Source organism: Chitinophaga sancti, assembly GCF_034087045.1.
Lineage (GTDB): Bacteria > Bacteroidota > Bacteroidia > Chitinophagales > Chitinophagaceae > Chitinophaga > Chitinophaga sancti_B.
The window spans coordinates 7,301,793-7,315,043 of record NZ_CP139247.1 but is presented as its reverse complement, the minus strand read 5'-3'; the positions used below and the strand labels follow the sequence as shown (position 1 = coordinate 7,315,043).

Sequence of the window (13,251 nt, the reverse complement as noted above, 5' to 3'; positions counted from 1 at the left end):
TAAGACATTTATTATCTTTTTTGTATAACTGCCTCATAATGAGGCAGTTTTTTATTTTATGGGAGAGTAGGGTATAAGGCCATTTACTTTTTCTCATAAGTACAAACCCTATTACTATTTACTATGAAACGAATTCTTTATCCTATTCTATTTTTGCTTGCCGTGGCGTGTGCCAAGGAGGGCGAAACTGCGCGTACTACGGAAACGACTGTTGTTGATACCAGTTCCAGTTATGTTTGGTTACCCACGGGTGTCTACACCTATTGGGATTATACTGCTGATACTACAACGGATTATGGACGTTTTGACTCCCTTTATTATAATTCAGACCTGCAAATTGTAAAGGTGGTTTCTAAGATTTATATATATTCCAAACCTTACACCACGGTGAATCAGTTTGTGTATAATGCAGATGGAAGCATTGATAGTATGAAGGTAACAAGCGACTATGATAATGGTTTCAGCGTAAATTACCTGTTTTTTTATGACAGCAATGGCCGGTTAGATAGTCTCGCAGGTACTTATCCTGACGGTGATTATACCCAATTGTACTGGACTTTTTATTATGATGCAAGTGGACATATTCAGCATGTGCATCATGATAATAGTTATAATGCTTATCCAGCAGATGCCTATTATCACAGAAATGCTAATGAGGAACTGGATTCTGTGGTACAGGATCTGAGTAAAGATTCAGATCCAATCGGTCATATGGTGATTCGTCCTGTCGGAGCGGCGTTGCTGGATGCTTCAGGAATTGACAAGGCTTATCTTTTTATGATGGCGTTGCAGATTAGTTATGGCAATTTTGTGAATGCTTCAGTCAATCCTTACTGGCACCAGTACATCAACCCGGATATATCATTGTTCAGAAGCGGTACGTGGGGATGGATTGGCACATATGGAACGCCTGTAGTTCCGGTGTTGGATTATAATTGTTCAGAAATATTAAATGTGGATGGTACCATTAGGTGGTTGATGGTGAGTAAGGATTATACAACCGGTACTATGTACGAGCGAAAGGATAAATTTATTTACAATAGAGTACTTAACACAAAAGCCGTCTATAATTAGACGGCTTTCTTTATATTGGGTTCTGCTAGTTTGGTCGGCGCTTATTTTTTATGCATCGGCAGATACTACAGGTGTATGGGAATGATCAATATTAAAAAAAGAAGGCCGCTCACTGAGCGGCCTTCTTTTTTTAATATTGATCATCCAGCGCAAAGATCGGTTTTCGATTAATCCATTGCCCTCTCGTGAAATCAGGTATATACTGTACACTCCCTCCTTCTGCTACCGAAGCTTCGCTCAATGGCGTTATTGCATACATCGTAGCCAGATCATACACATCCTGTGCATAAGGCGCACCTCTCTTTATACTTTCTACAAAACTATTAATCACATACCAATCCATTCCTCCATGTCCTGCACCTGCTGAACTCTTGGTATATCTCTTCCACAGCGGGTGATCATATTTCCCCATATAGCTGCCTCCATCTTCCGGCTCACCAGCTTTTTCCCACTCATCATAAGGGCTCTTGCCTTCCACATACACACTTGCTTTATCATCCATCCACAAACCATTCGTTCCCTGCACCCTGAAGTTCAAAGAATAAGGTCGTGGTGAATTCGTATCGTGCGACAACATGATCGTTTCTCCATTGCTGGTGCGGATCAAAGTTGTCACAATATCACCAAGGTTAAATTGAACCTTCGCATTCGGATGGCTCTCACTACTATTGTCAACAATATATTTATGTAAGCCACGTGACTTTGTCGCCACCGATGTGAGCGAGAGCAGACGATTTCCTCTGTTCACATTGATCATATTCGCAACCGGCCACAAACCATGCGTAGGGTAGAGGTCGCCATTACGATGTACGCTGTGATTGGTACGCCAGTGTGCTTCGGAAAGTCCTTTCTCACCAAACTCAACACCACCGCCATAAATCTGCTTCCCATCATTGAATTTTACTTTCCGCAGATCATGCTGGTAGCCTCCCTGCAGGTGAGTCAGTTCTCCAAAGAGACCTTGTCTCACCATGTTCAGCACCGCCATGATATCACGACGATAGCTTACATTTTCCATGGCGAATACAGGCACGCCTGTTTCTTCGCTCACATTTACAAGTTGCCAGCATTCACCAACATCAGTTGCGCCACACACTTCTACTGCTGGTGTTTTGCCCGCCTTCATGGCGGCTACTGCCTGTGGTGTATGCCATTCCCACGGAGTGGCGATGATTACTGCATCGATGTCATCTCTCTTCAGCAGGTTGTGAAAATCTCCAGGTCCGTTTGTGTACTCTGCTACTTTTCTTTTGCTGCCGTAGATCTTGTCAATGAGTTTTCTTGCGCCCGGAATTGCCCAGTTGGTGTCAGGATCGGCAATCGCGACTACTTCTACGTCTGTACGGTTTAAACATAACTCTAAGTGGCCTTGTCCCCTGGCACCAACGCCAATGAGGCCCATTCTGACTTTTTCTTTTTTTACGTTAGCGAATAACCTGGAAGGAGTATCCAGCAAGGTAAGGCCGACTCCGGCGGCCATGGTGTTTTTGAGAAATGTTCTCCGGTGTAAATGCTGCTTTTTCATGTTTCATTTTGGTTTTGCTCTTGCAGATAACATGATTGAATGGTGTATTGTATTGTGTAGCTGGTCGTTAAATGTAATGTAAATGAATTGCAATTGCAATTTTTTTCATTTATGGTGGAAGAGGTTATTCCTACTATTTTAACTTTGACTTCCTTTATTTTCTCTGCTGATAGCAGTAATCCTCCTCTTAATGGTATTCACTTCGGAGACCATGATATAATAGAGTTCCGTCGTATGCGTGAGCAGGTATTTAAAAAGAACCTGGCCCTGAATGCCAAAGTAACCGCTTCCAGCTCCAGAACGCAGGTAAAACCTGCCAGTCTGGTGGATGGCGATGCCGGCACTTACTGGGAAAGTACTGACTCAGCACTGACACCGGTGATCACCCTGAACTTCAAAAAAGCCGTGACTTTCAACCGTTTATTATTGCAGGATTACATTGCGCTGGGCCAGCGTGTAAAAAGTTTCAGGGTAGAAGTGCTGGATCACGGCCAATATAAAGAGATAGCGAACGAAACGACAATTGGTCATAAACGGATATTATTGTTGCCAGACACGAGGACGAAGGGACTCCGCATCACCATCACAGCAGCGAAAGCCTGTCCTGTATTGAGTGAGGTACAATTGTTCCGTGCGCCCAAAAGTTGATGTATACCTATACCTACAAACAATTAAACTTAACACAACTACGAACACAGGGAGCTCTTTTCAGGGCTCCTTTTTTATAATACATTGTATATCAGCTAAAATATAAATTGAGAAAAAATATTTTCTATAAATCTCTGTTTGGCGCGGCTTTTGTTTATCTAGCATTGGAAATTTAACAGTAAGTCCGAAAATTTTTTGGCCACATTGAATAAATAATATTATAACTTTGCGGTTGATTTATTAAAGACAGTTTTTAACAATTTAATGCTGAACTGAAGTTGGAAAACTTTGCGGCCCATAACCTTTCTCCTTTTCACCCTTCCCTAATGGGAGGTGAGTACTCCATTGGGTTCAATGTCTTTAGATACCTATCCCGACGACCTCGTATTTGATAGTGCCGCCTAGCCAGCCCGCTATCGCAACCTTAATGCCTCCTCACAAATTCATTAAGGTATTTTCCCCCACTCAAAATGGGTAGTAGATTCAATTTATTTATTGTAACGTTTTCAATTGACAAGATTGGAAAATCCGAATATTATCGTACGGGTAGCCACCGTTGACGATCAGCATTATGGTAAGACAATTACCGACGAGATGGAAGCTTCGGCCAAGGCCAGAGGGACAGGCATCGCTAAGCGTTCTCCTGAATATGTACAGCATAAAATGGAAGAAGGCAAGGCCGTGATTGCAGTCACTGACAAAGGTGAATGGGTAGGCTTTTGCTATGTAGAAGCCTGGGGCCATGAGAAGTTTGTGGCTAACTCTGGTTTGATTGTCAACCCCGCATTCCGTGGACATGGTGTGGCGAAAGCCATTAAACATAAAGTGTTCGAACTCTCCCGGGAGAAATATCCTGATGCCAAGATCTTTGGTCTGACTACAGGACTCGCTGTGATGAAAATCAATTCCGAGCTGGGCTATGAGCCCGTAACGTACTCAGAACTGACTGACGACGAAGAGTTCTGGAAAGGATGCCGGAGTTGTGTTAACTTTGACGTGCTGACCAGCAAGAACCGTAAGAACTGTTTGTGTACTGCTATGCTCTACGATCCTGTAGAGAAAGCAAAAGAAGAAGCCGCAAAGCGTGCAGCCGCAGCCGACCATTACAATGTAGTGATACAGCCACAGGTGATGGTCGCCGCAAATGGTACTATACAGCATTCACAGCGCAAGCGTAAGTTCTCTAACAACTTCAAGCTGTTCGAACGCTGGCTGCGGTATAAAAGATTCGTACTGCTCAAGAGCGGTAAAGAAAAAGAAGGAGGAAGCGGTGGCGGTGGCGCTGCTGCAGCGAGCAAGAAAAGATTCTTCCTGTTTAATTTTTTATAGATAGACAATATTATTATCAACAATCATTATCACTATAAGTAAATGAAAAAAGTAGTACTGGGATTTAGCGGAGGACTCGATACTTCCTATTGCGTTAAATATCTGACAGAAGAAAAAGGATATGAAGTGCATTCTGTAATCGTGAATACCGGTGGTTTTTCTGAAGAAGAACTGGCGGAAATTGAAAAGCGCGCTTACAATTTAGGTGTGAAGAGCCACAAGACGGTAAATGCAGTACGCTCTTATTATGATAGTGTAATCAAATACCTCATCTTCGGAAATGTACTGAAGAACAACACTTACCCACTGAGCGTAAGTGCTGAGCGTATGAGCCAGGCACTCGCTATCGGCGAATATGTGAGAGAAGTTGGTGCAGATGCTGTAGCACACGGTAGTACCGGTGCCGGTAACGACCAGGTTCGTTTTGATATGATCTTTAATATCATGATCCCAGGTGTTGAAATCATCACCCCGATCCGTGATATGAAACTGAGCCGTGAAGCAGAAATTTCTTACCTGAAAGAAAAAGGTGTGGAAATGAACTTTGAAAAGGCTGCATACTCCATCAACAAAGGGATGTGGGGTACATCCGTAGGTGGTAAAGAGACCCTGACTTCCAACGGTTTCCTGCCTGAAGAAGCATGGCCTACACAACTTACCAAAGAAGGTACTGAGCAGGTGAAACTGAAATTTGTGAAAGGTGAACTGACTGGTGTAAACGACAAGACTTTTGCTCACCCTTCCGAAGCCATCCAATACTTGCAAACCATAGCAGGCCCATTTGCCATTGGCCGCGATATACACGTAGGTGATACCATCATCGGTATCAAAGGCCGCGTAGGTTTTGAAGCTGCCGCGCCTGTTATCATTATTAAAGCACACCATGCACTGGAAAAACACGTGCTTACAAAATGGCAGCTGAGCTGGAAAGATCAACTGGCTGCATTCTATGGCAACTGGATGCATGAAGGTCAGATCATGGACCCTGTAATGCGCGACATCGAAGCGTTCTTACAGCACAGCCAGGAAAATGTAACCGGCGAAGTATTTGTAACATTACAGCCTTACCGCTTCCAGGTAACTGGTATCGAATCTGCCTACGATCTGATGAGCAGCAAATTCGGTAAATACGGTGAGATGAATAATGGCTGGAGTGGCGAAGATGTAAGAGGCTTCAGCAAGATCTTCGGTAACCAGACTATGATCTGGCATCAGGTAACTGAGAGCGCCAACGGCGGCAAATAATTAAGAATGGCAACTGAGAAAAAAATAAATGCAGGGATCGTAGGCGGCGCAGGTTATGGTGGTGGTGAAATGATCCGTCTTTTACTCAATCATCCCAACGTAAATATATCATTCGTACACAGTCGCAGTAATGCCGGCAATCCTTTGTATGCCGTGCACGCTGACCTGCTGGGCGAAACTGAGCTCACCTTTACTGGTGAACTCAGCAATGATGTGGATGTGATCTTCCTTTGCCTGGGACATGGCGAAGCAAAGAAATTTGTGGAAGACAACGACATCCCTGCACACATCAATATCATCGATCTGAGCCAGGATTTCAGACTCGGTGAAACAGCCAAAGGCCGTGAATTCGTTTATGGTCTCGTAGAGCTGAACAAAGAAAAAATTGCCAGCGCAAAGAACATCGCCAACCCGGGCTGCTTTGCCACTGCTATACAACTCGGCTTGCTGCCACTGGCAAAAGCCGGTAAACTGCAGGAAGTACATACGACCGGTATCACTGGTTCTACCGGTGCCGGACAAAGTCTGCAGGCAACTTCCCATTTTACATGGAGAGCCAACAATGTAAGCACATACAAAGTGCTGAGCCATCAGCACCTGAAGGAAATACGACGAAGCTTACAGCTGTTGCAACCTTCTTTCGGAGGTGAGATCAATTTTGTACCTGTAAGAGGTGACTTCCCAAGAGGAATCTGGATCACTTCGTACCTGAACAGCGATCTGTCAATCGAAGAAGCACAGCAGCTGTATAAGGACTATTATGCAGATGCACCGTTCACACACGTGAGTGATAAACAGATTGACCTGAAACAGGTGGTAAACACCAACAAGGTCCTGATCCAGTTAGAAAAAGTGGGCAACAAACTCGTGATCCACTCTATCGAGGACAACCTGGTGAAAGGCGCCTCCGGACAGGCCATTCAGAATATGAACATCATGTACGGACTGGATGAAACTGCAGGACTGAAGCTGAAATCAATCGTATTTTAAATCTTAAGATCCTTCTTAACAATGAATTTATTCGACGTATATCCCATCAATAATATTACTATTGAAAAAGCCTTAGGTTCCAACGTTTGGGACGATCAGGGCAACCAGTATCTTGACATGTATGGCGGTCACGCTGTGATCTCTATCGGTCATACACATCCTCATTATGTAAGGCGGCTCACCGAACAACTGAACAAAGTTGGTTTCTATTCCAATTCTGTAAAGATCCCTATTCAGCAGCAACTGGCTGAAAAACTGGGACAACTGAGCGGTAAACCTGACTACCAGCTGTTCCTCGTGAACTCTGGCGCAGAGGCAAATGAGAATGCACTGAAACTGGCTTCTTTCTACAATGGTAAAAAGAAAGTAATTGCTTTCAAAAACAGCTTCCATGGTAGAACCAGCCTGGCTGTTGCGGTGACAGACAATCCTAAGATCGTAGCGCCTGTGAACCAGACTGACAACGTAATTTTCCTGCCATGGGAAGATGAAGCAGCACTGGAAGCGGCTTTCAAAGCCAACGAAATCTCCTCTGTGATCATCGAAGGTATACAGGGTGTAGGTGGTATTAAAGTAGCCAGCACTTCTTTCCTGCAAAAGATCAGAAGTCTGTGCGATCAGTATAATGCAGTTTTCATAGCAGACAGCGTACAGTGTGGTTACGGCAGAAGCGGTAAATTCTACTCCCACGACCATGCAGGTGTGAATGCAGATATTTACACCATGGCAAAGGGAATGGGTAATGGTTTCCCAATCGGTGGTATCATCATCGCTCCTCATATCAAACCAGCTTACGGCATGCTGGGTACAACCTTTGGTGGTAATCACCTGGCTTGTGCAGCAGCACTGGCAGTACTGGAAACAATGGAGAATGAAAACCTGATTGCGAACGCAGAGAAAGTAGGTAACTACCTGATCAGCGAACTGAAGAAATTCCCACAGGTAACTGAGGTAAGGGGGAAAGGTCTCATGATCGGTATCGAACTGCCGGAGTCACTGAACCATGTGAGAAAAGAACTGTTATTTAAGCATAAGATCTTTACCGGCGAGGCGAAGCCAAATGTGATCAGGTTGCTGCCTTCACTGGCACTGACCATGGAACATGCCAACGAGTTCCTGACTGCTTTCAGCAAAGAACTGAATTAACTTTTATACTATCATCATTACAGCGCCATACAGAAAAAATGAAACAATTTATTTCAGTAGATGATGTGCCAAGTGTCCCACGGTTAGTGGATATCGCTCTGGACTACAAAAAACAGCCTTTTAAAGATAAGAAACTGGGTGAGAACAAGACCCTGGGTATGATATTCTTAAACCCAAGTCTGCGAACACGATTGAGTACGCAGGTGGCGGCAAAGAACCTGGGGATGGAAGCTGTTGTATTCAACATCGATAAGGAAGGCTGGCAACTGGAAATGAATGATGGTGCAATTATGAATGGCAGCACATCAGAGCACGTGAAAGAAGCGGCAGCAGTGATGGGGCAATATTTTGACATCATGGCGATCCGTACTTTCCCCGGTCTGAAAGACAAGGAAGCGGATTACACGGAGAAGTATATTAACCAGTTTATCAAATACGCAGGTGTACCTGTGGTGAGCCTGGAAAGTGCGACCCTGCACCCGCTGCAGAGCCTCACCGACGTTATTACCATTGCAGAACGCTGGCAGCAGCCACGTAAACCAAAGGTAGTACTGACATGGGCACCACATGTAAAAGCATTGCCACAGGCAGTACCCAATTCATTTGCACAATGGATGAATGCATGGGGTGAAGTTGATTTCGTGATCACACATCCTGAAGGGTACGAACTGGACCCAAAATTCAGTGGTAATGCGCGGATCGAATACAACCAGGATAAGGCACTGGAAGGGGCTGACTTTGTATACGTGAAGAACTGGTCATCTTACAACGACTATGGTAAGATCACCTGCACAGATCCCAGCTGGATGGTAGACAACGCGAAACTGATAGGTACGAACAATGCGAAGATCATGCACTGTCTGCCGGTAAGGCGAAATGTAGTGATTGCAGATGAGGTACTGGATGGTCCGAATTCGATCGTCATACCAGAAGCCGGCAACCGTGTATGGGCTGCGCAGGCTGTGTTAAGCGAGATTTTGAAGAATAAATAATATGAAGGCATCCCGCAAGGGATGCCTCCCAATTTTTAAGTAAAATATGATCGATCTTTTTGTCATTAAAGTCGGCGGTAACGTCATCGACAACCCTGTTTTACTGGATACTTTTTTACAAAAGTTCTCTAACATTCAGGGTAAGAAAATACTGATACACGGTGGTGGAAAGATAGCGACAAGAATAGGTGATAAACTGGGTATCGAATCAAAATATGTAGATGGCCGCCGTATTACAGACGCGGATACTATTGACGTAGTGACCATGGTATATGGTGGTTTGGTGAACAAACAACTGGTGGCAAAATTACAGGCAAACGGTTGTAACGCCATCGGCATGACAGGTGCAGACGCCAACATTATCCCTGCTGTAAAAAGACCTGTAAAAGAGATCGACTACGGATTTGTAGGAGACATTAATAACGACCAGGTACAGTCCGCACCGCTGAAAGCATTGCTGGAAGCTGACCTGACACCGGTATTCGCCTCCCTGACCCACGATGGCAAAGGGCAGATACTGAACACAAATGCAGATACCATCGCCAGTGCGCTGGCGATTGCGATGTCGAAAGTATATAACGTAAGACTGATTTACTGTTTCGAAAAGAAAGGAGTACTACACGACGCACAGGACGACAATGCAGTCATTAACCTGATCGACCGTCAAATCTATAACGAGCTACTGGCAGACGGCGTGCTGACAGACGGTATTCTTCCTAAGCTGAACAACGCATTTGCTGCGATTGAGAGTGGGGTAAATGAAGTGCTGATCGGCCATGCAGACGATGTGCTGAGCAATACCTCTGACACAGTAGCCGGCACCTTAATACGCTAACACCTATGTGGAACCAACAATTGTATGCAGACGCTGTTGAACTGTTAAAATCACTGATCGCAACACCTTCCCTGAGCAGGGAAGAGCAGGATACTGCTAAACTGATCGGCGAATTTCTGACTGCGAGAAACATTCCTTTCAACCAGCATCTGAATAACATCTGGGCGCAAAATAAATACTTCGATCCTGCCAAACCAGTGATCGTATTCAATTCCCATCACGATACTGTAAAGCCAAACCCGCAATATACACGTAATCCATTCTCGCCTGATATTGAGGATGGCAAACTGTATGGATTGGGGAGTAATGATGCAGGTGGTTGCCTGGTCAGCCTGATCGCCACCTTCCTGCATTTCTACGAAAGGCAGGATTTAAAATATAACATTATTCTCACCGCTACTGCCGAAGAAGAGATCAGTGGTCACAATGGTATCGAAAGCATTCTCGATCAGTTGCCAGCCATTGAATTTGCGATCGTTGGTGAACCTACACAAACACAACTGGCCATCGCCGAAAAAGGCCTGATGGTACTGGATTGTACAGTGTATGGGAAAGCTGGTCATGCGGCGAGAAATGAGGGCGAAAATGCCCTTTATAAGGCACTGTCAGATATTGAATGGTTCCGCACCTATCAGTATCCAAAAGTATCTGAAACACTGGGTCCTGTGAAGATGAGTGTTACCGTGATCAATACATCGAACAAAGCACACAATGTGGTGCCTGCAGATGTATCTTTTGTAGTAGATGTACGAGTAACAGAACAGTATACCCTGGAAGAAATCCTGGAGATCATCCAGGAAAATGTGAAGTGTGAAATAAAGCCGCGTTCTATCCGTATGCGTCCTTCCGGTATTCCGCTGGACCATCCGTTTGTACAGGCAGGCGTGCGGTTAGGAAAGACCTGTTATGGTTCACCTACCACTTCTGATCAGGCATTGATTCCATCTACTTCTATCAAGATGGGACCTGGCGATTCTGCCAGATCACACACCGCTGATGAGTTCATTTTTGTGGATGAAGTGAGACAGGGAATAGACAGTTATATATCATTGTTGGAAGAGATTATTAAAAACTAATTTGAAATGAAAATCTGGCAAAAAGACAAAGCAGCCCTTGCTGAAGTAGATAAATTCACGGTAGGTAAAGATCGTGAAATGGATGCTTTTCTCGCGCCTTTCGATGTGCTTGGGTCACTGGCACATACGACGATGCTACAGACGATTGGCCTGCTTACAGCAGACGAATTGGCTGTGCTGCAAAAAGAATTAAAACAGATCTACAAAGAGATACAGGAAGGCAACTTTGTACTGGAAGATGGGGTAGAAGATATTCACTCCCAGGTAGAGCTGCTGCTGACCCGCCGTTTGGGTGAGGTTGGTAAAAAGATCCATAGCGGACGATCCAGGAATGACCAGGTTTTAGTAGACCTGAAATTATTCCTGCGTTCGGAGTTGCAAGTATTAGTAAAGGAAGTTAAAGGCCTGTTCGACCTGTTGCAGCAAAAGAGTGAAGAATATAAAGATCGCCTGATGCCGGGGTATACACACCTGCAGATTGCTATGCCTTCTTCATTTGGTCTCTGGTTTGGTGCGTATGCAGAAAGCCTGGTAGATGACCTGACGATGCTGCAGGGCGCTTACAAAGTGGTGAACAAAAACCCATTGGGTTCTGCTGCGGGATATGGTTCTTCTTTCCCGCTGAACCGTACACTCACCACCCAGTTGTTAGGTTTCGACGACCTGAATTACAATGTGGTGTATGCACAGATGGGGCGTGGTAAGACGGAGAAGATCGTATCTTTTGCACTGGCAGGTATTGCGGCTTCGCTGGCTAAGATGGCGATGGATGCGACGTTGTTTATGAACCAGAATTTTGGTTTTATCTCCTTCCCTGATGAGCTGACGACTGGTAGTAGTATCATGCCGCATAAAAAGAACCCGGATGTGTGGGAACTGATCCGTTCTCATTGTAATAAATTGCAGGCGTTGCCAAATGAGATTGCGATGATGATTACCAATTTACCTCTTGGTTATCACCGTGATCTGCAGTTGCTGAAGGAGAATTTGTTTCCTGCATTTGGGGTGCTGAAAGATTGCATCCAGATGACAGGGTTGATGTTGTCTAACATTCGCATCAAGGAGAATATCCTGGATGATGCAAAGTATCAGTACCTGTTTAGTGTGGAAGTGGTAAATAAGCTGGTGCTGGAAGGTGTGCCTTTCAGAGAGGCTTACAAGCAGGTAGGGTTGGATATAGAGAAGGGGAATTTTGCACCTGAAAAAGCAGTACAACATACCCATGAGGGAAGTATTGGGAACCCGGGGACTGCGGAAATAAATAAAATGATGGAAGATGTGTTGAAAGGGTTTAACTTTGTCAAAGTAGATGCAGCGATTGCAGCATTGACTAAGTAGACTTACTAACCTATTTTATTAAAGGGAGCGGAATTATTCCGCTCCTTTTTTATCTCATAATACTTTTTATCTCTTCTACCAGTCTATCAATCTTTTTGGTATTCTGCACCTGCCGGATCATCATATTTTTTGTATTCTTCGCCCCCGGCTCATGGAATATCATATGTACCTCCGTACCGGAATAAGCGCCATTCGTGGTTTTCCTGATCATATGAAAGTTCTGGAAATATTCGAATGGCATTTTCAGATTCCCCCATCTTGCCGGACTGGTTTTTTCTATTATCCGCTGCTTCGTATCGAAGACGATCTTCATGAACAGCGCATTCAGAAATACCGCTGCAAACAGGAAAGGCCCTACCAGCATACCAATACGCAAAGCATTGCTTTTATACATACTATATGCAAACGGTGTACATTCATGAATACCCAGTGCTATACAGGCGATGAATAAGATGACCATAGCCAACCTACGTTGTTTATACGTGTAGATACCATTGCTCTCCGTAAAGTACTGGTATGCTGTAATGATTTCCTTCTGTTCAGGCAGTGGACTATTCATATCCAGGTACCGGTGGATAAGAGGAATCACTTCCTGTGTAAACGTCACACAATTCGGATGCGATTCCTTGTTATAATAAGAGGAAATCGCCACTCCTTTTCCAAACTTATCATTCCTTGGATAGATCCTGAAGTTAAAACCACCGGTGGATTGCTTCATTACATTCACACCATGCAGCTGATCGAATGATTTGGTGACTACGGGCACAACTCCCATCCAGCGCTTCGTCATTTTGAAATTGTTATTATCAAAGACAACATGGGTATACCCACTCGCAAAAAACAACACGATCATGACGAGAAAAAATGGAATTAGAATAGACATGGCTGTACCAAAACTATAAGGTTCCATTACATACACAGCAATAGTAAATCCAATAAAGAGTACGGCAAGAATAACGCTTATGACAAAGTACCATCCATACGGGTAAATCGTGATCCTGTCACTCTCGACAGTCCATCTTGTTTTGATCAGTTCTTTAATTGACATACCAG

Annotated in this window: 12 protein-coding genes; 10 read left to right on the top strand and 2 right to left on the bottom strand. The window is 44.3% G+C overall.

Translation table 11 applies throughout. The features are described from left to right. The first annotated feature begins 123 nt into the window (after positions 1–123). Positions 124–1,074, top strand: coding sequence for a hypothetical protein (locus SIO70_RS29235; RefSeq protein ID WP_320576884.1), 951 nt, complete (start codon positions 124–126; stop codon positions 1,072–1,074). A gap of 130 nt (positions 1,075–1,204) precedes the next feature. Here SIO70_RS29235 and SIO70_RS29230 read toward each other — a convergent pair whose 3' ends face one another. Next, on the bottom strand, positions 1,205–2,599 hold the full coding sequence (locus SIO70_RS29230) for a Gfo/Idh/MocA family protein (protein WP_320576883.1): 1,395 nt from the start codon (positions 2,597–2,599) through the stop codon (positions 1,205–1,207). A 111-nt stretch (positions 2,600–2,710) separates the two neighbouring features. Here SIO70_RS29230 and SIO70_RS29225 point away from each other — a divergent pair, with 111 nt between their 5' ends. The 9 genes from SIO70_RS29225 (at position 2,711) to argH (ending at position 12,198) form a co-directional block, all read left to right on the top strand. Further along, positions 2,711–3,247: a discoidin domain-containing protein gene (locus SIO70_RS29225; protein WP_320576882.1), complete on the top strand. Its 537-nt coding sequence runs from the start codon at positions 2,711–2,713 to the stop codon at positions 3,245–3,247. A gap of 510 nt (positions 3,248–3,757) precedes the next feature. After that, on the top strand, positions 3,758–4,576 hold the full coding sequence (locus tag SIO70_RS29220; protein ID WP_320576880.1) for a GNAT family N-acetyltransferase: 819 nt from the start codon (positions 3,758–3,760) through the stop codon (positions 4,574–4,576). A gap of 42 nt (positions 4,577–4,618) precedes the next feature. Continuing rightward, on the top strand, positions 4,619–5,821 hold the full coding sequence (locus tag SIO70_RS29215) for an argininosuccinate synthase (protein ID WP_320576877.1): 1,203 nt from the start codon (positions 4,619–4,621) through the stop codon (positions 5,819–5,821). A gap of 6 nt (positions 5,822–5,827) precedes the next feature. After that, positions 5,828–6,811, top strand: coding sequence for an N-acetyl-gamma-glutamyl-phosphate reductase (gene argC, locus SIO70_RS29210; protein ID WP_320576876.1), 984 nt, complete (start codon positions 5,828–5,830; stop codon positions 6,809–6,811). A 21-nt stretch (positions 6,812–6,832) separates the two neighbouring features. Then, on the top strand, positions 6,833–7,957 hold the full coding sequence (locus SIO70_RS29205; RefSeq protein WP_320576874.1) for an aspartate aminotransferase family protein: 1,125 nt from the start codon (positions 6,833–6,835) through the stop codon (positions 7,955–7,957). Positions 7,958–7,995: 38 nt separating this feature from the next. Beyond that, entirely contained in the window at positions 7,996–8,949 is a 954-nt protein-coding gene (locus tag SIO70_RS29200) for an N-acetylornithine carbamoyltransferase (RefSeq protein ID WP_320576873.1), read from the top strand. A gap of 46 nt (positions 8,950–8,995) precedes the next feature. Beyond that, positions 8,996–9,784, top strand: coding sequence for an acetylglutamate kinase (gene argB, locus SIO70_RS29195; protein WP_320576871.1), 789 nt, complete (start codon positions 8,996–8,998; stop codon positions 9,782–9,784). 5 nt (positions 9,785–9,789) lie between these two features. Continuing rightward, positions 9,790–10,860, top strand: coding sequence for a M20 family metallo-hydrolase (locus tag SIO70_RS29190; RefSeq protein ID WP_320576869.1), 1,071 nt, complete (start codon positions 9,790–9,792; stop codon positions 10,858–10,860). A 6-nt stretch (positions 10,861–10,866) separates the two neighbouring features. After that, the gene (argH, locus tag SIO70_RS29185; protein ID WP_320576867.1) at positions 10,867–12,198 is read left to right on the top strand and encodes an argininosuccinate lyase; all 1,332 of its coding nucleotides are present in this window, start codon (positions 10,867–10,869) and stop codon (positions 12,196–12,198) included. A gap of 49 nt (positions 12,199–12,247) precedes the next feature. On the opposite strand, the gene SIO70_RS29180 is transcribed toward argH, so the two are convergent. After that, complete coding sequence (locus tag SIO70_RS29180; RefSeq protein ID WP_320576866.1) at positions 12,248–13,246, bottom strand: hypothetical protein; 999 nt, start codon at positions 13,244–13,246, stop codon at positions 12,248–12,250. Positions 13,247–13,251: the final 5 nt, after the last annotated feature.

Coding starts and splice junctions, on each gene's coding strand:
- SIO70_RS29205 (WP_320576874.1), top strand. CDS start 6,833: ATGAATTTATTCGACGTATATCCCATCAATAATATTACTATTGAAAAA.
- argC (WP_320576876.1), top strand. CDS start 5,828: ATGGCAACTGAGAAAAAAATAAATGCAGGGATCGTAGGCGGCGCAGGT.
- SIO70_RS29235 (WP_320576884.1), top strand. CDS start 124: ATGAAACGAATTCTTTATCCTATTCTATTTTTGCTTGCCGTGGCGTGT.
- argH (WP_320576867.1), top strand. CDS start 10,867: ATGAAAATCTGGCAAAAAGACAAAGCAGCCCTTGCTGAAGTAGATAAA.
- SIO70_RS29180 (WP_320576866.1), bottom strand. CDS start 13,246: ATGTCAATTAAAGAACTGATCAAAACAAGATGGACTGTCGAGAGTGAC.
- SIO70_RS29200 (WP_320576873.1), top strand. CDS start 7,996: ATGAAACAATTTATTTCAGTAGATGATGTGCCAAGTGTCCCACGGTTA.
- SIO70_RS29190 (WP_320576869.1), top strand. CDS start 9,790: ATGTGGAACCAACAATTGTATGCAGACGCTGTTGAACTGTTAAAATCA.
- SIO70_RS29215 (WP_320576877.1), top strand. CDS start 4,619: ATGAAAAAAGTAGTACTGGGATTTAGCGGAGGACTCGATACTTCCTAT.
- SIO70_RS29225 (WP_320576882.1), top strand. CDS start 2,711: ATGGTGGAAGAGGTTATTCCTACTATTTTAACTTTGACTTCCTTTATT.
- argB (WP_320576871.1), top strand. CDS start 8,996: ATGATCGATCTTTTTGTCATTAAAGTCGGCGGTAACGTCATCGACAAC.
- SIO70_RS29230 (WP_320576883.1), bottom strand. CDS start 2,599: ATGAAAAAGCAGCATTTACACCGGAGAACATTTCTCAAAAACACCATG.